16 protein-coding genes and 1 pseudogene are annotated in these 21,174 nt (G+C 72.1%); 10 read left to right on the top strand and 7 right to left on the bottom strand.

Translation table 11 applies throughout. From position 1 onward, the window contains the following. Nucleotides 1-46: 46 nt before the first annotated feature. Complete coding sequence (locus tag ABZS54_RS28065) at nucleotides 47-1,105, bottom strand: winged helix-turn-helix domain-containing protein (RefSeq protein ID WP_355541863.1); 1,059 nt, start codon at nucleotides 1,103-1,105, stop codon at nucleotides 47-49. Nucleotides 1,106-1,164: 59 nt separating this feature from the next. Here ABZS54_RS28065 and ABZS54_RS28070 point away from each other — a divergent pair, with 59 nt between their 5' ends. The 3 genes from ABZS54_RS28070 (at nucleotide 1,165) to ABZS54_RS28080 (ending at nucleotide 5,973) form a co-directional block, all read left to right on the top strand. Next, nucleotides 1,165-2,346, top strand: coding sequence for an MFS transporter (locus ABZS54_RS28070; RefSeq protein WP_355541865.1), 1,182 nt, complete (start codon nucleotides 1,165-1,167; stop codon nucleotides 2,344-2,346). Nucleotides 2,347-2,515: 169 nt separating this feature from the next. Then, the gene (gene ligA / locus ABZS54_RS28075) at nucleotides 2,516-4,630 is read left to right on the top strand and encodes an NAD-dependent DNA ligase LigA (RefSeq protein WP_355541867.1); all 2,115 of its coding nucleotides are present in this window, start codon (nucleotides 2,516-2,518) and stop codon (nucleotides 4,628-4,630) included. 239 nt (nucleotides 4,631-4,869) lie between these two features. Beyond that, the gene (locus ABZS54_RS28080; RefSeq protein WP_355541870.1) at nucleotides 4,870-5,973 is read left to right on the top strand and encodes a hypothetical protein; all 1,104 of its coding nucleotides are present in this window, start codon (nucleotides 4,870-4,872) and stop codon (nucleotides 5,971-5,973) included. A gap of 109 nt (nucleotides 5,974-6,082) precedes the next feature. Here ABZS54_RS28080 and ABZS54_RS28085 read toward each other — a convergent pair whose 3' ends face one another. After that, nucleotides 6,083-6,322 carry an AAA family ATPase gene (locus tag ABZS54_RS28085; protein WP_355541873.1) on the bottom strand — a complete coding sequence of 80 codons (240 nt, stop codon included), beginning with the start codon at nucleotides 6,320-6,322 and terminating at the stop codon, nucleotides 6,083-6,085. A gap of 40 nt (nucleotides 6,323-6,362) precedes the next feature. Here ABZS54_RS28085 and ABZS54_RS28090 point away from each other — a divergent pair, with 40 nt between their 5' ends. Beyond that, nucleotides 6,363-7,097, top strand: coding sequence for an MFS transporter (locus tag ABZS54_RS28090; RefSeq protein WP_355541876.1), 735 nt, complete (start codon nucleotides 6,363-6,365; stop codon nucleotides 7,095-7,097). Between the two features lie 177 nt (nucleotides 7,098-7,274). Next, entirely contained in the window at nucleotides 7,275-8,078 is an 804-nt protein-coding gene (locus tag ABZS54_RS28095; RefSeq protein ID WP_355541879.1) for a putative protein N(5)-glutamine methyltransferase, read from the top strand. A 184-nt stretch (nucleotides 8,079-8,262) separates the two neighbouring features. Here ABZS54_RS28095 and ABZS54_RS28100 read toward each other — a convergent pair whose 3' ends face one another. Further along, complete coding sequence (locus tag ABZS54_RS28100; RefSeq protein WP_355541882.1) at nucleotides 8,263-8,844, bottom strand: MarR family transcriptional regulator; 582 nt, start codon at nucleotides 8,842-8,844, stop codon at nucleotides 8,263-8,265. A gap of 135 nt (nucleotides 8,845-8,979) precedes the next feature. On the opposite strand from ABZS54_RS28100, the gene ABZS54_RS28105 reads away from it, so the two are divergent. Then, nucleotides 8,980-9,528 (top strand): YceI family protein, encoded by a 549-nt coding sequence (locus ABZS54_RS28105; protein WP_355541885.1) that lies wholly within the window; start codon nucleotides 8,980-8,982, stop codon nucleotides 9,526-9,528. Between the two features lie 150 nt (nucleotides 9,529-9,678). On the opposite strand, the gene ABZS54_RS28110 is transcribed toward ABZS54_RS28105, so the two are convergent. The 3 genes from ABZS54_RS28110 to ABZS54_RS28120 form a co-directional block, all read right to left on the bottom strand. Then, nucleotides 9,679-13,575: a Pls/PosA family non-ribosomal peptide synthetase gene (locus tag ABZS54_RS28110; RefSeq protein ID WP_355541888.1), complete on the bottom strand. Its 3,897-nt coding sequence runs from the start codon at nucleotides 13,573-13,575 to the stop codon at nucleotides 9,679-9,681. A 296-nt stretch (nucleotides 13,576-13,871) separates the two neighbouring features. Further along, nucleotides 13,872-15,203: an MFS transporter gene (locus ABZS54_RS28115; RefSeq protein WP_355541891.1), complete on the bottom strand. Its 1,332-nt coding sequence runs from the start codon at nucleotides 15,201-15,203 to the stop codon at nucleotides 13,872-13,874. After that, nucleotides 15,200-15,832 (bottom strand): HAD family phosphatase, encoded by a 633-nt coding sequence (locus tag ABZS54_RS28120; protein ID WP_355541894.1) that lies wholly within the window; start codon nucleotides 15,830-15,832, stop codon nucleotides 15,200-15,202. Before ABZS54_RS28120 ends, ABZS54_RS28115 begins: the two co-directional genes overlap by 4 nt. A gap of 94 nt (nucleotides 15,833-15,926) precedes the next feature. On the opposite strand from ABZS54_RS28120, the gene ABZS54_RS28125 reads away from it, so the two are divergent. From ABZS54_RS28125 to ABZS54_RS28135, 3 genes and pseudogenes are all read left to right on the top strand, one after another. Then, nucleotides 15,927-16,685, top strand: a complete 759-nt coding sequence (locus ABZS54_RS28125; protein WP_355541897.1) for a DeoR/GlpR family DNA-binding transcription regulator — start codon at nucleotides 15,927-15,929, stop codon at nucleotides 16,683-16,685. Between the two features lie 251 nt (nucleotides 16,686-16,936). Then, nucleotides 16,937-17,179: pseudogene (locus ABZS54_RS28130) on the top strand (VOC family protein); the annotation flags it as partial. A 281-nt stretch (nucleotides 17,180-17,460) separates the two neighbouring features. Next, a complete protein-coding gene (locus ABZS54_RS28135; protein ID WP_355541900.1) occupies nucleotides 17,461-17,703 on the top strand; it encodes a hypothetical protein in 243 nt (80 codons plus the stop codon). A 91-nt stretch (nucleotides 17,704-17,794) separates the two neighbouring features. Here ABZS54_RS28135 and ABZS54_RS28140 read toward each other — a convergent pair whose 3' ends face one another. After that, the gene (locus ABZS54_RS28140; RefSeq protein ID WP_355541903.1) at nucleotides 17,795-18,424 is read right to left on the bottom strand and encodes a TetR/AcrR family transcriptional regulator; all 630 of its coding nucleotides are present in this window, start codon (nucleotides 18,422-18,424) and stop codon (nucleotides 17,795-17,797) included. 350 nt (nucleotides 18,425-18,774) lie between these two features. Between ABZS54_RS28140 and ABZS54_RS28145 the strand changes: the two genes are divergently transcribed. After that, nucleotides 18,775-21,063, top strand: a complete 2,289-nt coding sequence (locus ABZS54_RS28145; RefSeq protein ID WP_355541906.1) for an MMPL family transporter — start codon at nucleotides 18,775-18,777, stop codon at nucleotides 21,061-21,063. Nucleotides 21,064-21,174: the final 111 nt, after the last annotated feature.

The raw sequence follows: 21,174 nt of genomic DNA on the forward strand, positions 1-21,174 counted from the left end.
TCGCCACGTTCGGGTGGTCGCAGTGGTTCCAGGGCATCCCGGAGGCTCATGACGCGGGCCCCGGCGTGGCGACGACGTTTCCGTGGGGGCGGCGCGGGTTCGGGCCGGGAGGGTCGGCGCCGGCGGTGCGTGGTCGGTTCGGCGTCTGTGCCGCGATCAGGGCGTCGCCGGTGGATGAGCGGTAGTACAGGACGGAGCGGCCGGAGCGGCGGCGCAACACGAGGTGGGCGTCCAGGAGGACCTTGAGGTGGCGGCCCACCGAGCCGAGGCCCTGGCCGGTGAGGGCGACCAGTTGGGTGGTGCTCTTGGGGGTGTCCAGGCGGGTCAGGACGCCGGCTCGGGCCGGGCCGAGGAGACGGGCCAGCGGGTCGGGGCCGGCTTGGCGGTGGGCGTCGGCCAGGGTGCCCGAGCACGGGTAGATCACCGCGTAGTGGCGCTCCTCCTGCCAGGCCACCCAGCCGCGCCCGGCGGTCACCGGCACGAACGACAGCCGGGCACCGCCGAGTTCGCGTGGCGGATAGTCGTGGGCGTTGATCCGCAGCCGGCTCGCGCCCAGCCAGCGCATGCCCGGACGCAGGTCGTCCAGGGCCGCCGCCCAGCCGCCTCGGCCGAGTTGGCCGGTGCGGGCGACGATGTCGGCCTCGATGATCCGCCGCCGGCGCGGCCAGTCCGGTCGGACCACCCGGATCCACACCCAGTCCAGGATGTCCGCGGCGCGGGGGCCGAGATCGGGCCGGTGCAGCACGGTGGGCAGCGGGCCGCCCATCGACACCTCCAGATCGGCCCGGGCGACCGGGTCCGACGTGGCACGGATACCGGCCAGTTCCGCAGCGAAGGCCGGTTCGCCGCTCAGCGGCGGCGGGGGCGTGAGGAAGTCCGCGTTCCAACTGCCGCCGAAGCCGATCCGCAGCAGCAGCGCGGTGATCGGGTCCTCGGCCAGCCGGGCCCGGTAGCCCGGCAGGTGTGCGTCCAGCCAGGTCCGCTCGCCGGGATGCGCCGCCGTACCCCGTTGCAGCGTCTTCAGCGTCGCGGTGACCTCGGCCAGGGGCGAGACCGCGAATCGGCTGCCCGCGAGGGTATCCGCGTCGATCCGCCACCACCCCATGCTTTCGCCTCCCGGCGAAACAGTAACGCCCGTGCACCGCCGGGCTGGAAGCTCTGGGCATGCGCACCTACCGAGAGCTCTTCCGGGCGCCGGAGTACACCCCGCTGTTCGCCACGTCCTCCGCGCAACTGGCCGCGACCAACGTCAGCGGACTGGCGTTGGGCACGCTCGTCTACGACCGGACCGGCTCCCCGCTGCTGGCCGCGCTGGGCATGTTCGGCGGTTCGCTCGCACAGGTGATCGGGGCGACCGCGCTGATGTCGGCGGCCGATCGGTTGCCGCCGCGGGCCGCGATGACGGTGATCGGGCTGATCTTCGCCACGGGCACCGCCGCGCTGGCGATTCCCGGGCTGCCGCTGTGGGCGGTGTTCGCGATCGTCCTGGGCGAGGGGGCGGTGGCCGCGGTGGGCGGTGGCGTGCGCTACGGGCTGCTCAACGAGATCCTGCCCAGGGAGGGTTTCCTGCTCGGGCGGTCCGTGCTCAACATGAGCAACGGGGTGCTCCAGATCGTCGGTTTCTCGCTCGGTGCCGTGCTGGTCACCGTGCTGTCCGCGCGCGGCACGCTCCTGGTGGCCGCCGGGTTGTACCTGCTCGCGGCGATCGTGGCCCGGCTCGGCCTGGCCCGGCGGGCTCCGCGCGCGTCCGGTCGGCCCTCGGTCGCCGAGACCTGGCGCAACAACGCGGTGTTGTGGTCGGTCAAGCCGCGCCGCTACATCTATCTCGCGCTGTGGGTGCCCAACGGTCTGATCGTCGGCTGCGAGTCGTTGTTCATTCCGCTCGCGCCCGACCACGCGGGCCTGCTCTTCGCCTTCGCGGCGCTGGGCATGCTCGCCGGGGACGTGGTGGGCGGGCGATTCGTGCCCGGGCCGTGGCGGCGCCGACTCGGGGCACCGATGCTGCTTCTCCTGGCCACGCCGTACCTGCTGTTCGCGGTACATCCACCGCTGCCGCTCGCGCTGGCCGTGGTCGCGGTCGCCTCGATCGGATACTCGGCGACGCTGTTGTTCCAGGAGCGGCTGATGGCGATGACGCCGGACGAATTGAGCGGGCAGGCACTGGGGCTGCACTCGTCCGGGATGGTGGCGATGCAGGGGATCGGCGCATCGATCGCCGGCGGGATCGCCCAGGTCACCTCGCCGACGACGGCGATCACGGTGTTGGCCGGGGCATCCGTCACGGTCACCCTGACGCTCGCGGCGGGGCTGCGGGCGCACCCGGTGCCGGTGCCGCGGGAGGCGTGAGGGGGCTGGGTCGGGGTCGGTGCGGGAGCGGGCCGGAGTGGGCGCCGCGGCGGGACGGGACGGGTTCCGGCAGGGCCTGGTTCGGTCCGAGAGGGGTTCGCGCCGGCCCGGAACGCCCCCGGCCCCGTGAGGTGCGGACGATGTCGGTCCCGTTCGAGAGCATGTACGCATGACCGACACCTCGGCGCGGGCCGCCGTTATCGCCGACTTCGATGCGTATGCCCAGGCCATCGAGGCCGTGACCGCCGCCGCGCGGGCCTACTACGGCGGCGCCGACTCGACCGTCGACGACGACACGTACGATCGGCTGCTGCGCGGGATCGGCGCGTACGAGCGCGAGCACCCCGACCGAGTGCTCGCCGAGTCGCCGGCCGGCAAGGTCGCCGCGGGCGCGCTGCCGGGCGGGGATGTGCCGCACACCGTGCCGATGCTCAGCCTGGACAACGTATTCGACCCCGAGGGGCTGGCCGCCTGGGCCGCGTCGCTGGAGCGGCGGATCAAGCGGCCGGTCGCGGCGCTGACGGTGGAGCCGAAGATGGACGGCCTGGCGGTGGCGGTGCGCTATCGCGAGGGTCGGCTCGACCGGCTGGTCACCCGCGGCGATGGCATCGCCGGTGAGGACGTATCGCACGCGATCGGCACCATCGTCGGCCTGCCGGACCGGTTGAGCGAGCCGGTGTCGATCGAGGTGCGTGGCGAAGTCCTGCTCACCACCGAGCAGTTCGAGAGCGCCAACGAGATCCGCCGGGAGCATGGCGCGACCGTGTTCGCCAATCCGCGCGGTGGTGCGGCCGGCACGTTGCGGGCCAAGGACCGGCCGTATGTGATCCCGATGACCTTCTTCGGCTATGTGGCGCTGCCGCTGCCGGACGACGAGAGCACCTTCGCCGAGGAGTTGCGGACCGCCGACCATTCCGCGGTGATGGCCCGGGTGGAGGCGCTCGGCGTGCTCACCACCGGGCGGACCTCGGCGCGGCTGCGGGTGTGTACCAGCGTCGAGGAGGTGCAGGCCGCGGTCGACGAGATCGCCGCGGCACGGGCCGAATTGCCGTTCGGCATCGACGGCGTGGTGATCAAGGCCGACGCGGCGGCGGACCAGGCGGACGCGGGCAGCGGAACGCGCGCGCCGCGCTGGGCGATCGCGTACAAGCTGGCCGCCGTGCACAAGATCACCCGGCTCACCGGCGTGGACTGGGCGGTGGGCCGCACCGGGGTGATCGCGCCGCGCGCGATTCTGGACCCGGTCGAGATCGACGGCAGCATCGTCGGTTTCGCGACGCTGCACAACCCGGCCGACATCGAGCGCCGCGGGCTGATGATCGGCGACCGGGTCAGCGTGTACAAGGCGGGCGACGTCATCCCGCGCGTGGAGGCCCCGCTGGTGCACATGCGCACCGGCGGCGAGACGCCGATCGAGTTCCCGACCGCGTGCCCGAAGTGCGGCGGCGAGTTGGACATGACGCAGCAGCGCCGGCGCTGCGCACAGGGCCGCGCGTGTGGCCTCCAAGCCGGGATCCTGTACGCGGTGGGCCGCGACCAGCTCGACATCGAGGGCATCGGCGGCCGGATCGTCACGCAACTCGTGGCCTCCGGCGCGGTCACCGACGTGGCCGACCTGTTCACCCTGACCCACGAACAGTTCCTGGCCCTGGACCGGGTGGACAAGATCGCCGACAAGCTGCTGGCCGGCATCGAGGAGGCCCGGGTGAAGCCGCTCAGCCGGGTGTTGTGCGCGCTCGGCGTGCGGCAGACCGGTCGGTCGATGTCCCGGCGGATCGCCCGGCACTTCGGCACGATGGACGCGATCCGCGCGGCGGACGTGGAGGCGATGGCGCAGGTCGAGGGCATCGGTCCCGGTAAGGCTGCGGTGATCGTCGCCGAACTCGCCGAACTCGGCGCAGTAATCGACAAGTTGGTCGCCGCCGGGGTGAACATGACCGAGCCGGGCGTGCGGCCGGGCGCGGGCGATGCGGCTGCCGCCGACGTCGCCGATCCCGAGCAGGCGAGCGACGGGGCGTCGGTGGCGGCCGGTCCACTGACCGGAAAGGCGGTGGTGGTAACCGGTTCGATGACCGGGCCGCTCGCCGCGCTGTCCCGCAACGAGATGAACGAACTGATCGAGCGCGCCGGCGGCACCGCGTCCTCCGCCGTGTCCGCCAGGACCGCCCTGGTCGTGGCCGGCGACAAGGCCGGGGCAAAGCGCGTGAAGGCGGAGAAGCTCGGCGTGGAAATCATGTCCCCGGAAGAATTCGCCGATCTGGTGGGCGCGTTGCTGCCGGCCTGAGCGACGCGGTACGACGGGAGACCGGGGTGGTGTGAACGGGCCTCCCTCGTTACGATCAAGGAGTTTTCGGACGATCCATAGCAGATGGACGGTCGCCGCGAGGCTGAAACGGGCTATATCGGTGTGCGGTGCGTCGGACGCCGGCATCGTCGCGCTCGGGAGCCGGTGGTGGTCAAGAAGGTCCGCGACATGCGGAAACCCCTTGGCCGCACCACCCTTCGACGACGAATGGAGTCCCCATGGTCGAGGCACATCCCCCGCGAATACCACTGCCGTTCGCCCTCGACCGCAATCCGCACGCTCCCGACGCGGAATGCCGGCTGCTGGACTGGGCCAGACGTTACCGGCTGCTCGATCGCCCCGGCACCGAGAAGCGGCTGTTCGGGGCGCGACTGGGCGACCTCGCCGCCTACACCCACCCCGATGCCGCACCTGATCTGCTGTGCGTGTACGCACAGTTCATCGCATGGCAGTTCCTCGCCCACGACCGCTACGCCGAAGCCGAGGAACACACCGGGCACCCGGGAGAGCACCTGATCGACCAGATCGAGTCGGTGTACCGCACCGGTCGAGCGGAGCCCGCCGCCGGGGCGATGGCGCACGCGCTCGCGGACATCCTGGGGCGGGTCTATCCGGCCATGAGCGTCGAGTGGCGGGAGCACTTCGTCGTCGAGTGCGTGGAGACGCTGCATCGGGTGGCCCTCCCGACGCCGGGCGCCTCACCCGCCGCGGCTCACGAGCTTTCGTGGGGCGTGGACGCGTACATCCGGCATCGGCGGCTGGCCGGTGGGCAGTTCCCGTGTCTATTGCTCGACGAGTTCATCGCGGGCGGCGAACTCCCGGCGGCAATCCGACACGGCGCCGCGTACGACGACACCCGCAACGCCGAGGCCGACGTGGTGTCCTGGACCAGCGACTACTACGCGTCCCGGGACAGCGCCGGCACGGACTCGCCGGCCGACTTGGTCGGCGTGCTGGCGTACACCGAGCATGTCGGGCGCGAGCACGCGGAGGTGGCGGTGGCCGTGCGGATCCAGGATCGGGTGGCCGACTTCATGACGGCACGGCGCGCCCTACAGGGTGGCGTCGGCGATGCGGCCTCGGCCCACCTTGAAGCCGAACCGCTGCTGCGGCGCTGCGTTTCGGCGATGCACAATCGCATGGCCGGAACGGAGGCATGGGCGTGGGAGAACGTCCGCAGTGTCGGCCGACGACCGGGAACGGGCCGGGGGCGAACCACCGGGGGCGGGCTGCATGTTCCGGAGTACGTCGCGGACCTGCTCGACGCGCGCGGACGTCCGCGGGGATGGGACGGGGGCGCTGCGGAGCACCGGTGGCCGTAGGGCGCGACTTCGATGCCCCGTCGGGATCCGCGGCATCGACCGAGCCGCTCTCGACCACCGGGTGGGTTGCGTGTCCCGGGTTGGGCGGCTGCCGTCGGCGCTCCCGGGATCAGGGTGCCTCGGTTCCGAAGAGGTCCAGGCGATGGCCGAACGGCAGGTTGTCCGGCCCCATGTCGAGACACCCGCCCCGCAGTACGCGAGCCCGGGGCCCGATGCCGGCGGCGAACTCCGCCACCAGCCGCGGCTTCCCCAGCCCCGCATCCCCGCGCACGAGGAGCACCCCGGCCCCTTCCGCACCGACGCGCCCCCAGGCCCGCTCCAGTACGGCCGACTCCCGCTCCCGCCCCACCAACGGCGCCCCGCACCCCGCGTCCCTGGGCTACACCTGGGTGTTCGCGATTGCGACGGTGCTCTCGCTGGGTGCGGTGGGCAGCACGATCGGCCTGCCGACGAATCGGCCGGCGGTCTCGACGGCCCGTGGCGGGGTGCTGGGCGGCCTGCGTAGCGGTGGGCCGGCCCGGCCCGCGTTCTCTTGCGCAGCGTGCACGTTCGCAGCGGGCGTGATCGTGACGTTCCTGCCACTTGCGGTGTCGTCGCGGGAGCTGCCCCTGATCACCGTGGCGCTGCTGGTCCAGTCCGGCGCCACCCCGGCGGCGCGCTGGTGGGCCGGGTGGTTCGGCGATCGGCACGGGCACGCCCGGTTGTTCGCGCCGTCGATCGCAGCCACCGCACTGGGTACCGCGCTGTTGGCCCGTCCCGGTGCGCCGGTCGCCGTCCTGGTCGGGGCGGCGGTGTTCGGGTCCGGTTTCGGCATGGCCCAGAACGTGACCCAGTCGCTGATGTTCGAGCGTGTGTCGGCAAGCGAGTTCGGCCGGGTCAGCGCGTGGTGGAACCTCGCGTTCGACGCGGGTATGGGGATCGGCGCGGTCGGCTTCGGTGTACTGATCGGCGTCGCGGGCCATCCGGTGGGCTTCCTGGGCACCGCCGTCCTCGTTCTGAGTGGCCTGATCCTGGTCGCGGCGGACCGGCGCGGTCCGTCCGACGCGGCGCGACCTTCGCATGCGGCGCACTCCCCGGCGTGCGGCGCGGGACACGGGCGCGAGTCGCGAGACCCCGGCGCGTGACGTGCCCGGCGTCGGGTAGTGTGGCCGCCGCGTCCAACCCTGGGCAAACCGGTTCGAGTTCGAGGAGGTGGCACCGATTACCGCTGTATCAGGTCGGGTGCTCTCCTTCCACGACCGTGCGGTCCACTTGGCGTAGGTGGGTCCGCGAGAGCACCCTTCGGCATCCGAAAGGCTCTCATGTCGGTTCCCGTATCACCCTGCCCCACGTCCGTGATCGTCACCAGGCTTCGTACCGCCGGCTGTGTGTTCGCCGAGGACGAGGCCGCGTTGCTCGTCGCCGGCGCGGCCGGCCCGGCCGAACTCGCCGTCATGGTGGATCGCCGCGTCGCCGGGCTCCCCCTGGAACACGTGCTCGGTTGGGCCGAGTTCCGCGGTCTGCGGATCGCCGTCGACCCCGGCGTGTTCGTACCGCGTCGGCGTACCGAGTTCCTGGTCGAGCAAGCCGTCGCGGCAGCCCGTCCCGGGGCCGTCGTGGTCGACCTGTGCTGCGGCTCGGGCGCGCTGGGCGCGGCCCTGGTCGCGGAGGTGGACCGGATCGACTTGTACGCCGCCGACATCGACCCGGCGGCGGTGCGGTGCGCGCGGCGCAACATCGCCGCCGACCGGGTCTTCGAGGGCGACCTCTTCGCGCCGCTGCCGGCGTCATTGCGCGGGCGGATCGACGTGCTGGTCGCCAACACGCCCTACGTGCCGACCGAGGAGATCCAACTCCTGCCCTCGGAAGCCCGGATCCACGAACCTCGGGTGGCCCTCGACGGCGGCTCCGACGGGTTGGACATCCAGCGCCGGGTGACCGCGGCGGCGCCGCACTGGCTCGCCCCCGGTGGCCGACTGCTGGTCGAGACGAGCGAGCGTCAGGCACCACACGCCGTCGAGGTCTTTCGCGACGCGGGCCTGGTTCCGCGGGTCGTCGAGTCCGAAGAGTTGTACGCCACCGTCGTGATAGGCACCCGGCCCACCGACCGGACGCCCCCCGACTAGACCGAGCCGAACCGGAGCCGGGCCCGCGGCCACCGGGAGCCCGGTCGTCGGAGGGCGACCGCCGACAGAGGCCGACCGGCGAAGGCCGACCGACAACGGCGACCGCCAGGACCACCAAGCCACACACCACGGCCCGGCTCCCGGCTCCCGGCTCCCGGCTCCCGGCTCCCGGCGTCACGATCCCCTACTCCGCGTCACCGTCGCACTCCGGGCCGTCGAGCGGGCAGTCCATCCCGGTGTCGATCTCCTCGACGTCCGCATCCGCGTCCGCCCCCTCCCCCGCGGCGGCCGCCGCCCGCGCGCCGGCGCAGACCACACCCAGGCCGTCCTGGATGGCGCGCCCGATCTCGGCCATCGCGGCCACCTGAGCCGGCGTCAGCACGTGAAACAGGTGCTGACGCACCGTCGCCGCGTGGGTCGGCTCGGCGGCGGCCAGCGCGGCCAGGCCCGCCTCGGTCAGGCGCGCGATCCAGCCCCGGCGGTCCCCCTCGACCGGGCAGCGGGAGACCCAGCCCGATTTCTCCAGCGCGGTCACCGCGTGGGACACCCGACTCGTCGACGACAGCGACGCCGCGGCCAGCTCGCTCATCCGCATCCGCCGGTCCGGCGACTCGGCGAGCAGGCCCAGGATCTCGAAGTACGTCATCGGCATGCCCGTCTCGCGGCGCATCCGCCGGTCCAGGTGGGCTGCGAGTTCCCTGGTCCCGGTGAAGTACGACCGCCAGATCTCTTGCTCGGAAGCGGTCAACGGATCGTCGTCGTTCATGAGGCAAGGATACTTGTTGAAGGATCAACTTGTGGGTGCTATGTTGCTGAGCGTTCAATAAACGCCGCCGCGGTCCACGCCGGCGGATCGACCGAACACCGGCGCAACTCAGCGCCACGCACCCAAGGAGCTCCCATGACCACCTCCGTCGAGACCATCCCCGGCTACGTCGCGGGCACTTGGACCATCGACCAGGTCCACTCGGACGTCTCGTTCTCCGTACGTCACCTGGGTGTGGCCAAGGTCCGCGGCCGCTTCGACGACTTCGGCGGCTCGATCGTCACCGCCGAGAACCCGCTCGAGTCGTCGGTCACCGCCACCATCAAGACCGCCTCGGTCAACAGCAACAACAAGATGCGCGACGACCACATCCGCAACGAGGACTTCCTCGACACGGACAAGTTCCCGGAACTGACCTTCGTGTCCACCGGCATCCACGCCGAGTCCTCGGTGGTCTACCGGATCGACGGCGACCTCACCCTGCGCGACGTGACCAAGCGGGTCAGCCTCGAACTCGAACTCAACGGTTTCGGCACCGGCTTCGACGGCAGCCCGGTCGCGGGCTTCACCGCCACCACCGAGATCAGCCGCGCCGACTTCGGCGTCACCGGCGGCCCGGCCGGCGCGGCGGTCGGCGACAAGATCACCATCGTCCTGGAGATCGAGGCCAAGCAGGGGGCGTGACGCCCGGCTGCCGACCGGCTCGCGACCCGAACCACCCTCGGCGCACGCCACGCATCCCGCGCGCCGAGGCAAGCTCCGGGCTCCGGTCCGCCGACACCCCGACCCCCGTCGGACGTCGGCGGACCGTTGCGGTACCGCGGCCCGCACCGCTCACCGCACGTGCTCGCCGGCCACCGGATTACCCGCCCAGCGCGTGCCCGCCGGGATCGTCTCGCCGCGCATCACCAACGACGCGGGGCCGATCGAGGCGTGCGCCGCCACCAGCGTGCCGGGCAGTACCACCGCGTGCGGGCCGAGCGAGGCGCCCGCGCCCAGTTCGACCGTGTCCAGCCGCATGATCCGGTCGTGGAACAAGTGGGTCTGGAGCACACAGCCGCGATCCACGCCCGCACCGTCGCCGAGCCGGACCAGGTCCGACTCGGGCAGCCAATACGTGTCGCACCACACACCGCGCCCGATCCGCGCACCGAGACTGCGCAACCACCAGTTGAGCATCGGCGTGCCCAGGAACGAGCGGGCCATCCAGGGCACCGCGAGCGACTCCACGAACACGTCGTACAACTCGTTGCGCCACACGAACGAGGACCACAGCGGGTGCTCGGCCACCCGGAACCGGCCCACCAGGAGCCACTTGGCGGCCGTGGCGATCGACGCGGCGACCACCGCCGCGGCCAGCAGCACCGGCGCGCCGACCAGTGCGGCCAGGCCCAGCCCGCCCACGTCGAAGGCGCGTTCCTGGGCCAGTACCACGGCCTCCATCAGTACCAGCGCGCACACCAACGGCAGCAGCCGGCACAGTTCAACCGCGATCCGCGCCGCCATCAACCGGCGGCTGGGCGCGAACGTGCGCGCGGGATCGGCCGGCGCCGCCACCCGAGGCAGCGACATCGCGGGACGGCCCAGCCAGGACGAGCCCGGCTCGCTGTGCGCGGGCGCGTCCGAGAGCACGCCGATCAGGCCGTGCTCGGGCACCTCGCGGCCGCCCGCGACGATCCCGGAATTGCCCACGAACGCACGCCTGCCGATCCGTACGGTCTCCAACCGCAGCCACCCGCCGCGCAGTTCGTAGGGCGCCACGAGGGTGTCGTCGGCCAGGAACGCGCCGTCCTCGATCCGGGTCAGCGAGGGCAGCGCGAGCACCGTGGAGATCTCCGCGCCCCGACCCACCCGCGCACCCAGCAACCGCAACCACACCGGTGTGGCCAGGCTCGCGTAGAGCGGGAACAGGCTCGCCCGCGAACCGTCCAGCAACCGGGTGACCAGCCAGGCCCGCCAGGCCACCGGACCGAACTGCGGATGCAGCCCGGGCCGAATGCCGCGCCCGAGCAGCCGCACCGTCACGGTGAGCACGAACAACCAGCACAGCACGCCCACGAGCGCGAACACCGGCGCCGCCGGAAGCAGCAGCGCGGTCGCCGCGGTCAGCGTCGGACAGTCCCGGACGAGCCGGTAGGCGCCGATCAGGACGGGCACGGCGGCCGTGAAGGCGAGCACCGGTTGCACCGCGAGTCCGAGCGGGTAGGCGAGCCGCCACCATCGCGACGGCGCGGTGGTTCGCGGAGTCGGCCGCTCGGCCGGGCCCACCGCCCGGGCCGGCGAACCGGCCCAGCTCTCCCCGGCCGGGACCGCACCGGACAGGCAGCCGCCCGAGGCCAGTTCGGAGCCGCGTCCCAGCACCGCGCCGGGCAGCAGCGTGCTGCGATGGCCGACGCGGGCGCCCGCGCCGACCCGGACCGCGCCGATCCGCAGCCGGTCGCCGTCCAGCCACCACCCGGACACGTCCGCCTCGCGCTCGACGCCGCATTCGTCGCCGAAGGTGCCCAGCCCGGTGACCGGCGGCAGCGTGTGCAACGCCACGTCGCGGCCGACCCGACAGCCCAGCGCGCGGGCGTAGACCGCCGCCCACGGGGTGCCCAGCAGTGCCCGCACCCCGAACGTCGTGACGATGCGTTCCGCGGTCCACAGCCGCAGATGCACCGACCCGCCGCGCGGGTACTCGCCCGGTCGCACGTCCCGGGTCAGCATGCGCGCCGCACCCGCGCCGATCGCGAGCCGGACCGGCGCCGCGCACAGCACGAACCAGCCCAGCAGCACCAGCCACCACGACGTGTAGGGCGCCCACGTCTTCGCTCCGACCATCGCGATCACGTTGTCGACGGCGGCGAGTGCGACCAGGGCGCGCAGCCCCAGGATGCCGAACAGGCCGGTCTGGAACAGGAATTGGTAGCCGCCCACCCAGCGCGGGACCGGCCGGATCTCGCGGGTCTCGGGCTCGGCGGGCGCCGACGCGTCCAAGTGCGCGGCCATGCCGACCAGGGTGGGATGGCGGTACAGGTCGGCCACGGACAGGCCCGGATGCCGCTCGCGCAGGGTGGATGCCAGCCGGGCGGCGGCCAGACTGGTGCCGCCCAGCGCGAAGAAGTCGGCATCCGCGTGCGGTCGCACGCCCAGCAGCCGATTCCAGTCCTCGGCGAGTCGACCCGCGGTACCGTCGAGCCGTTTCGCGGTATCCGCGGGCGAGGCCGGCGGCCAGGGCAGCGCGTCGCGATCCACCTTGCCGGAGGTACGGGTGGGCAACGCGTCGATCTCGGCCAGCACCGGCACCAGCGACCCGGGCAGTCGCTCGGCCAACTGCAACCGGGCCTGGACCGGGTCGAATCCGGGCCCGTCCGAGGTGCGATCGGTGACCACATAGCCCACCAGGACCGCTAGGCCGCCGGGGGTCTGTCGCACCGTCGCCGCCGCGCCGAGCACACCGGGCAGCGCGCCGAGCGCCGCGTCGATCTCGCCGAGTTCGATCCGCCGGCCGCCCACCTTGACCTGGTCGTCGGCCCGGCCCAGGAAGACCAGGCCCTCGGGATCGGCGCGGACCAGATCGCCGGTCCGGTACGCCCGCTCGGTCTCCAGCGCCGCGCACGGACGGAACCGGTCGGCGTCCCTGATCGGGTCCAGGTAGCGCGCGGTGCCGACGCCGGCGATCAGCAACTCGCCCTCGGCGCCCCACGGGACGGGCCGGCCGGTCTCGTCCGCCACGGCCAGTCGCCAACCCGCGAGCGGCAGGCCGATGCGCACCGGTCGATGCGGGCGCAGCCGGGTCGCGCAGGCGACCACGGTGGTCTCGGTCGGACCGTACGTGTTCCACATCTCCCGCTCGGGCGCGGCGGCGAATCGGGCGACCAGTTCGGCCGGGCACGCCTCGCCGCCGACGATCAGCAACCTGACCGCCGCGAGTGCCTCGTCCGGCCACAGCGCGGCCAGAGTCGGCACGGTGGAAACGGCGGTGATGCCGCGCTCGGCCAGCCACGGCCCGAGTTCGGGCCCGGCCCGGACCAGGGCCCGCGGGGCGGGTACCAGACACGCGCCGCTGCGCCAGGCCAGCCACATCTCCTCACAGGACGCGTCGAACGCGACCGAGAGCCCGGCCAGGACCCGGTCGCCCGGGCCCAACGGCCGCTCCGGCAGGAAGAGTCGAGCCTCCGCGTCGACGAAGGCGGCGGCGCTGCGGTGGGTGACGGCAACGCCCTTGGGCGCACCGGTGGAGCCGGAGGTGAAGATGATCCACGCGACGTCGTCGGGCGTCGGTGCGTGGGGTTCGGTGCGCGACGCGGCGTCAGCCCGGGTCGCGGTCGGCGTGGGGTCCGGGTCGCCGGTCAGGATCGCGTGCACGCCTGCCTCGCGGAAGACGGTCGCGGCCCGCTCGTCGGGGTCTTCGGCGTCCACCGGCACGTAGCCGGCGCCGCTGCGCAGGGCCGCGAGAATCGACAGGTACAACTCGGCGGTGCCGGACGGAATTCGAATTCCGATGCGATCGCCCGGGCCGATTCCGTGCGCGGCCAGTCGCCGGGCGCGGTGTTCGACCTCGGCGCGCAATCGCCGATAGTCGAACACCTCGCGGCCGGTGTCCAGGGCGGGTGCGTGCGGGTGGTTTTCCACCGTGGCGTCGAGGATGTCGAGGAGAGTGCGCGAAGCGGGCGCGGCGGCACCGTGATACACCGCCGGGCCCGCGGACGGTTCTCCGGGGCGGGGAGGATGGTCGGACGGGTGCATGGGCGGTTCTCGGTTCGTTCGGAAACGATCGACACGACGAGCTTCGGACATCCCGTCGAACGGCGCCCGGTGAAATCGAGTCGCGATCGCCCGGTTGACACTCGGTGATTCGAACAAGTGGTGTTTCGGCTGCCGAACCGGATTTCCCGGCCGTTCCCGGATTCGGGGGGGCGAATATTGATCGCCCATGGCGAGCTCTTGGTATGGACCTGACGTTCTTTTCGGCGCACGTTCGGGTCATTCGATCCATGCGCGCGAGTGGGCGCACCGGTCGAATCGGGTCGCGGACCCGCCCGTCAGCTCCGGCCGCCGAGCCGGCGCCCGAGCCGCGATCCGACTCGTGGTCCGACGTCCTGTGCGATCCGGGCACAGCCCACCGCGGCGGCCAGGCACAGGATCGACAGGGCGCCGAGCAGCAGCGGGATGGAGCAGGCCGCGGAGGAGACCTCGAAGACCGCGCCGAGCAGCGGCGGGAAGGCGATGCCGCCGATCATCGAGGCCGCGATCACCCACGCGGCGGCGCTCGCCGAACCCGGGACGCGTTCGGCCAACCAGGCCAGTCCGGTCGGGAAGATCGGCGCGATGGCGAGTCCGACGCCCAGGTATGCGTACGGGGCCAGGACCGGCACCGCCGCCAGGAACAGGAAGCCGGTCATCGCCGCGCAACTGCCCGACACCACCACCCGCGGGCTCAGCCGCAGGCTGATCGGCGCGACCAGGAAGCGGCCGACGGTCATCGCGAGCCAGAATCCGGCGGTTGCACCGGCGGCGGTCGAGGTGGAGTGGCCGAGCGCCTCCAGGTGGGTGGGTTCCCAGCCGCCGACGCCGGTCTCGATGCCCACGTGCAGGATGTACAGGGTGACGAAGGCCGCCATCAGTATCGCCGTCGTGCGCGGCGGGCTTTCGCCGGCCCGTGCGGGACCCGCGCTGCCGGTCGGAGCGTCGCGCACCGCGAGCAGCGGCGGGACGATCAGCACGGAGGCCACCGCGCAACCGACGAACACCACGGGATAGCGGTTCGCGCCGAGTGCGCCGAGCAGGGCCGGTCCGGCGATGGCGCCGAGACCGAAGTGCGCGTTGAGGATGTTGAGCATGGCGGGGCCGCGGCGGCCGAAGCCGGCCGCGACCATCACGTTGAGGCCGTAGTCGATTCCGCCGAAGCCGAGCCCCAGCACGAACACCGCGCCCAGCGCGAGCGGCCAGGACCCGGCGAGGCCGAACCCGGTGGCGCCTGCGGCCATCGCCAGGCAGGAGATCGCCAGGAGTCGGCGATCGGGCCCGCGGCGGCGGAGCGCGGCGCCGCCGAGTACGCCGAGCAGCGCGCCGGCGAAGTGTGCGCTCAGCGCGAGTCCGGCGCTGGCGGGGCCGAGGTCGAACTCCTCGCGCAGCGCCGGGATGGCCGGTCCGTACAGCGCCTGGAGCGCGCCGATCAGCACGAAGGCCACGCATGCGGCGATCGCCGCGCCGGGTGGGAACGCCGGGACGTCGGCGGGTCGGTCGGGGGGCTGCGGCACCGGCCGCCCGGACCCGCCGGCGTGCGGAGGCACGGTCGCGGGTGTTTGCGGGTGGGCTTGGTGTCCGGGTATGCCGCCGGGGGTGTCGGCCGGGGCGTCGGCCTCGGTGCTCACCGGACCGACCCGGTGGCCCGGGCCCGGTCCAGGTCGGCGCGCAGCGTGGGGGTGTCGGTGAACAGGAGCGACTCGATGCCCAGGGCCCTGGCCGCGTCCAGGTTCTCCGAACGGTCGTCGACGAACAGTAGTTCGCCCGGCCGCGCCTCCAGTTGCGCGCACAGGCGGTGGTAGATGCGCGGGTCGGGCTTGGCCAGGCCCAGGTCGGCGCTGAACAGCCGGTGGCGGAACACCCGCGCCCACGGCTGCTCGTCGATACGGCGGGCCATTTCCGCCGGGGCATTGGACAGCAGCGCCAGGGCGACACCCCGGTCGGCGAGCTCGGCCAGTTCGGCCAGCAGGTCGAGGGTGTCCTGGTTCAGGTGCATCCACGCGGCGAGGTCGCCGGCCACCAGCAGGTCGAGCCGATCCGGGTCCGGTACCGGGCGATCCAGCCGTGCGCACAGGCCGTTCCAGAACTCGGCGGCGCTCAGGGTGCCCGCGTCGTAGGCCGCACGATCGGGCCAGTAGGCGGGCCAGAACTCGGCCGGGGTCACCCCGACGGTGCGGGCCAGGGCCTCGCTCGCGTGGTCGGGCGGCGGCATGCAGATGACCCCGCCGAAGTCGAAGACGATCCACTCGGTGCGCATGGAAGCTCCTTGATCGAGTTGCTTGAACCGCTTGGGTCGCTGGGACTGTTTGACTCGATTGACTTTCGAACATACAACACGTTTGATTGAACACATGGAAGGTTCGGAACGCCAGCTTTTGCTCATCGAGAGAATGCGCACGTCGGAACGCGTCACCGTGGCCGAGCTGGCCGAGGAGACCGGTTGCTCGGAGATGACCATCCGTCGCGACCTCGACCAACTCGCCGAGCAGGGCGTGCTGCGCCGGGTCCGCGGCGGCGCGGTCAGCCTGGTGTTGCGCGGCGAGGTGTTGCCGTTCGGCGTACGCGAGCACGAGGCGCCGGAGAGCAAGCGCCGAATCGCCGCCGCGTTCGACGCGCTGGTCACCGACGGCGAATCGCTGATCCTGGACGGCGGCACCACCAGCCTGGCCATCGCCCGGGTGCTGGCCCGTCGCCGGGTCACCGTGGTCCCACTCGACCTGCATGCGGCGTACGTCCTGGGCAACGCGCCCGACGTACGCCTGCTGGTCCCCGGCGGCCGGACCACGCCCGGCGCGCTGACGCTGGGCGGCCATCTCACCGAGACCTCGCTGCGCACGCTGCGCGTGGACACCACGGTGCTGGGTGTCTGCGGTTTGTCCGTCGACCACGGCCTGACCGCCAACGACCTGACCGAGGTCCCGATCAAGCAGACGGCCATCGCCTCGGCGCAGCGCGTGGTCGCGGTTTGCACCGGAAGCAAGTTCGGCCGCACCGGCCTGGGTCACGTCTGCCCGGCCACCGGCCTCGACATGGTCATCACCGACGAGAGCGCGCCGATCGAGGCGGTGTCGGGCCTGCGCGACCTGGGCGTGGACGTGCGGGTGGTGTGACGCGCCCCCGATCCCGGAGTGCTCGGCGGTCGGTCGACTTCAGGTTCCGGTGAGGTGGCCGTGCCGGTCGTCGTTGCGGCGGGCCGGCACGGCCGCACAACGACCGGCGCCGGCCGAGGTGATCGGCCCGGGGAGGGTCGCGGTCACGGGCAGTAGGTTCGGGCGATCCCGCTCGCACGGATGAGCGGGCACGAGCGGCCACGAAGGGCGGAACACGTGTCGAAGGCGAGCTCTCCGGGGTCCATCACGTCGCGCCGAACGTTCGCGACCTGGCCGCCTCGGTCCGGTGGTATTCCGAAGTCCTGGATTTCGTACCGGTGTTCCCCTGGGACACGGACGACTTCGACCGGCGGATCATGCGTCACCCCGGCGGCGTGGTCGTCGCGCTGACCCGACACCGGCACGCGGACGCCGGCGCGGCGTTCAACGAGCGCACGCCCGGTCTCGATCACCTGGCCTTCACCGTGGACACCCGCGCCGACCTGGAGGCGTAGGAGGCTCGGCTGACCGAGGCCGGCGTCACCCACTCGGGAATCCGGGTCACCCCCGCGACGGGCTTCACGCTGATCGCGTTCCGCGACCCGAACGACATCCAATTGGAGATGTATCTCGCGTAGCCCGAATCGCCGCCCCATCCCCCGCTTTCTCCCGCCTTGCCGCTTGCGACCAACTCCCTTTCCGTATGGGGTCGTTACCCCTGCGTGACGGATCTTGACGCGCTTCGATCGGAGTTGGACCATGAGCGCTCGTGCTTGATCGACGAACGGGGGAATGTATGTCGAAGTTGACACGACGCATGGCGGGTCTGGCACTCGCGGCGTCGGCATCGGTGGGGCTGGTGACGGTGGGAGCCGGCTCCGCGCAGGCGGCGAGCGGAAGCTACATCGCGACCTACCGATACCTGGACGAGTGCCGGAACACCGGCGCGATGTACGTGCACTACGCCGGTGCGAGCACATACCACTGCACCGGCAACGGCGCGGTCGGCTTCTCGCTGTACGTGGAGTACTGGGCCTGATCCGAAACCGGGTACCGCCCCTGCTCTCACCGAGGGGCGGTACCCGGCGGCCCGGCGTCGAGTACGTCGGGGGCTCGGTGGTGGTCGGTGCTCAACCCACCGTCGCCGTGGGCGCCTTCCCGGGCACCGGCTTCGTCGCCTCTCCCGTGACCGCCGCGTTCCCGCGCGGCGGGCGGATGCCGAGCACCGCGCACGCCGCCGCCACCGCCGGGGCGACCAACGAGCGCAGATCCTCGTATCCCTCCAGCACCGCCAGCGGGACGGTCAGCGCCGCCAACGCCGCGATCGCGCGCACATCGCCGGCCGAGTCGTGCGCGCACCCGCGCGCCAGCGCCTGCTGGGTGCGCTCTCGGCACACCATCGCCCGCTCGCCCAGCACCGGCACGGACTTGAAGGTCCGGTCGAACATGAGAATGATCAGCCGGCGTCGATCGCCCGCGTACAGCTCGCCCATCGCGAGCAACAACTCGCGCGTGGCGGCGGGCGAGAAGGACTGGCCCTCGGCCCGGTCCAGGATCTCCTCCAGTTCGGCGATGGCCGGCTCGACCAGGTCGGCGAGGATCTCTTCCTTGGTCCGGAAGTAGTAGTACAGGGCCGCCTTGGTCACCCCCGTCGCGTCGGCGATGTCCTGGAGCGTGGTGGCGCCGTAGGTCTTGTCGGCGAACAGGGTCAACGCGGTCTCGCGGACCCGGCGCCGGGTGTCGCCTCGTTGGCCGGTCACGTGCGATCCCTTCCCGGTTGCAGGCGCTGTGTGTGCCGTTCGACACCTATATCTACTGTACGGCCAGTAGAAACTACGCCCCACGTAGTACGCGTGTCCACACCTTCGGAAGGACGTACGCGGGGCTTGGGGCCCGGCATAATTTCTACTGTCCGGCTAGTAAAACTGCTCGGCCATTCGGGCATGTGACCTGCTCACACCTGCCGGACCGTTGTTTACGCCTGCCCATACCCGCTCGCTTCACACTCCTTTCGGATCCCGCCCGGTGCCGGTGACACGTGTCGCCCCGGGCCGATCCCGCACGCCTTTGTTCCCCACGTCCCGACTCGCACGAGCCTGGAGACTCCTTCATGGCCACATTCCTGTACCGACTCGGTCGGGCCGCCTTTCGGCGGCGACGCCTGGTCGTCCTGCTCTGGGTTGCGATCCTCGCCCTGGTCGGATTCGGCGCCTCGCAGGCGTCCGCTCCGGCCGCCAAACCCTTCTCGGTTCCCGGCATCGAGGCGCAGAAGGCCGTCGACCTGTTGAAGGCCCGCACGCCCGAGGCCGCCGCCGGTGGTGCGAGTGCGCGGATCGTCTTCCGCGCGCCCGCCGGCCAGCAGATCGACGCCGCCCAGAACAAGGCGGCCGTCCTGCAGGTGGTCGGCGCGCTCAAGGGCACCGACCAGGTGGCCAGTGCCGCCGACCCGTTCGAGGCGGGCACGGTCAGCAAGGACCACACCACCGCGTATGCGGCTGTGGCCTACCAGGAACCGGCGGACACGCTGCTCGACAAGACCCGCGACACGCTCTCGCACGCGGCGCAGCAGGGCCGCGACGCCGGCCTGATCGTCGAGGTCGGCGGTGACGCGCTCCAGACCGACTCCGGCCCGGGCAACGGCGAGATCGTCGGCATCCTGATCGCGGCCGTGGTCCTGGCGATCACCTTCGGCGCCATGATCGCCGCAGGTCTGCCGCTGCTCACCGCGCTGCTCGGCGTCGCGGTCGGCGTCGGCAGCATCACCGCCCTCGCGGGCGTGTTCGACCTCTCCCCCACCACCTCGACGCTGGCGATGATGCTCGGCCTGGCGGTCGGCATCGACTACGCGCTGTTCGTGGTCTCGCGCTATCGCAGCGAGCTGACCCAGGGCCGCGAACCCGAGGACGCGGCCGGCCGGGCGGTGGGCACCGCGGGCTCCGCGGTGGTCTTCGCCGGCCTCACCGTGGTGGTCGCGCTCGCCGGCCTGGCCGTGGTCGACATCCCGATGCTGACCGAGATGGGCCTGGCCGCGGCCGGGACCGTCGCGGTCGCCGTACTGGTCGCGCTGACCTTCGTGCCGGCCATCCTGGGCTTCGCGGGCAAGCGCATATTCGGCCGCAAGGACCGCAAGCGCTTCGCCCGGCGGGAGGCCGAGATCGCCGCCGGCGGCTCCGGTCACCGGCGGGGCACGGACAAGCCCAACATGGGCACCCGCTGGGCGCAGTTCGTGCTGCGCCGCCCGGTCAAGGTCCTGGTGGTCGCGGTGCTGGGCCTGGGCGCACTCGCGCTGCCCGCCACGAGCATGGAGCTCGGTCTGCCGGACGACAGCGTGAAGTCGACCGACACCACCCAGCGTCGCGGCTACGACCTGCTGACCGACAGCTTCGGTCCCGGCTTCAATGGGCCGCTCCTGGTCGTGGTGGACGCCGCGAAGAACAACAACGGCAGGGCCGCGGCGGCCGAGGTCACCAACGCGCTGGGCAAGGTCAAGGGCATCGCCTCGATCGCTCCCGCCACCTTCAACAAGGCGGAGAACACCGCGATCATCGAGATCACACCCGCTTCCAAGCCGAGCAGCAACGCCACCAAGGACCTGGTGCACGCGATCCGTGCCACGGCGGACGAGACCAAGGCCCGTACCGGTGCCGACACGCTCGTCGGCGGCGGTCCCGCGCTGAACATCGACTTCTCCCAGCGCCTGAACGACGCGCTGCTGCCCTACCTGGCCCTCGTGGTCGGCCTCGCGATCCTGCTGCTGATGGCGGTGTTCCGGTCGATCCTGGTGCCACTCAAGGCGGCCGGCGGCTTCCTGCTCTCGGTGGTCGCCTCGCTCGGCGCGGTGGTCGCGGTGTTCCAGTGGGGCTGGTTCGGCAACCTGATCGGGGTCGACCAGACCGGGCCGATCATGAGCATGATGCCGATCTTCCTGGTCGGCATCGTATTCGGACTCGCGATGGACTACGAGGTCTTCCTGGTCACCGGGATGCGCGAGGCGTACGTGCACGGCGAGAGCCCGAGGCAGTCCGTGGTCAGCGGGTTCAAGCACGGTGCACGGGTGGTCACGGCCGCCGCGCTGATCATGATCGGGGTGTTCGCCGGCTTCATCGGGGCGCCCGACTCGATGGTCAAGATGATCGGCTTCGGCCTCGCCTCCGCCGTCCTGTTCGACGCGTTCGTGGTCCGGATGACCATCGTGCCGGCGGTACTGGCCCTGCTCGGCAAGTCCGCGTGGTGGCTGCCGGCGTGGCTGAGCAAGCTCATCCCGAACGTGGACGTCGAGGGTGAGGGGCTGCGCAGGTACCTGGGCGACGACGCCGCGGCCGCGAAGGCGAAGGCGTTCGACCCGGCGAACGGCGACCTGCAGGACGTCGACCCCGATCGGGACGCGATCCGGGTCTGATCGAACCGGCATGGGGACGGGGTGTGCCCGTGCGGGAACTAGGGCACACCCCGTTTAGTGGCGCCGGGGGGCGGGGGGGCTTACGCGTTTCCGGGGGGGGGTGGTGAGACG

Origin of the sequence: Embleya sp. NPDC005575, from assembly GCF_040605455.1 — a bacterium.
Taxonomy (GTDB): Bacteria; Actinomycetota; Actinomycetes; order Streptomycetales; family Streptomycetaceae; genus Embleya.

Excerpts from the sequence above, each read along its gene's own strand:
- ABZS54_RS28105 (WP_355541885.1), top strand. The coding sequence starts at position 8,980 with ATGACCACCTCCGTCGAGACCATCCCCGGCTACGTCGCGGGCACTTGG.
- ABZS54_RS28110 (WP_355541888.1), bottom strand. The coding sequence starts at position 13,575 with ATGCACCCGTCCGACCATCCTCCCCGCCCCGGAGAACCGTCCGCGGGC.
- ABZS54_RS28145 (WP_355541906.1), top strand. The coding sequence starts at position 18,775 with ATGGCCACATTCCTGTACCGACTCGGTCGGGCCGCCTTTCGGCGGCGA.
- ligA (WP_355541867.1), top strand. The coding sequence starts at position 2,516 with ATGACCGACACCTCGGCGCGGGCCGCCGTTATCGCCGACTTCGATGCG.
- ABZS54_RS28100 (WP_355541882.1), bottom strand. The coding sequence starts at position 8,844 with ATGAACGACGACGATCCGTTGACCGCTTCCGAGCAAGAGATCTGGCGG.
- ABZS54_RS28125 (WP_355541897.1), top strand. The coding sequence starts at position 15,927 with ATGGAAGGTTCGGAACGCCAGCTTTTGCTCATCGAGAGAATGCGCACG.
- ABZS54_RS28135 (WP_355541900.1), top strand. The coding sequence starts at position 17,461 with ATGTCGAAGTTGACACGACGCATGGCGGGTCTGGCACTCGCGGCGTCG.
- ABZS54_RS28065 (WP_355541863.1), bottom strand. The coding sequence starts at position 1,105 with ATGGGGTGGTGGCGGATCGACGCGGATACCCTCGCGGGCAGCCGATTC.
- ABZS54_RS28095 (WP_355541879.1), top strand. The coding sequence starts at position 7,275 with ATGTCGGTTCCCGTATCACCCTGCCCCACGTCCGTGATCGTCACCAGG.
- ABZS54_RS28080 (WP_355541870.1), top strand. The coding sequence starts at position 4,870 with ATGGTCGAGGCACATCCCCCGCGAATACCACTGCCGTTCGCCCTCGAC.
- ABZS54_RS28070 (WP_355541865.1), top strand. The coding sequence starts at position 1,165 with ATGCGCACCTACCGAGAGCTCTTCCGGGCGCCGGAGTACACCCCGCTG.
- ABZS54_RS28120 (WP_355541894.1), bottom strand. The coding sequence starts at position 15,832 with ATGCGCACCGAGTGGATCGTCTTCGACTTCGGCGGGGTCATCTGCATG.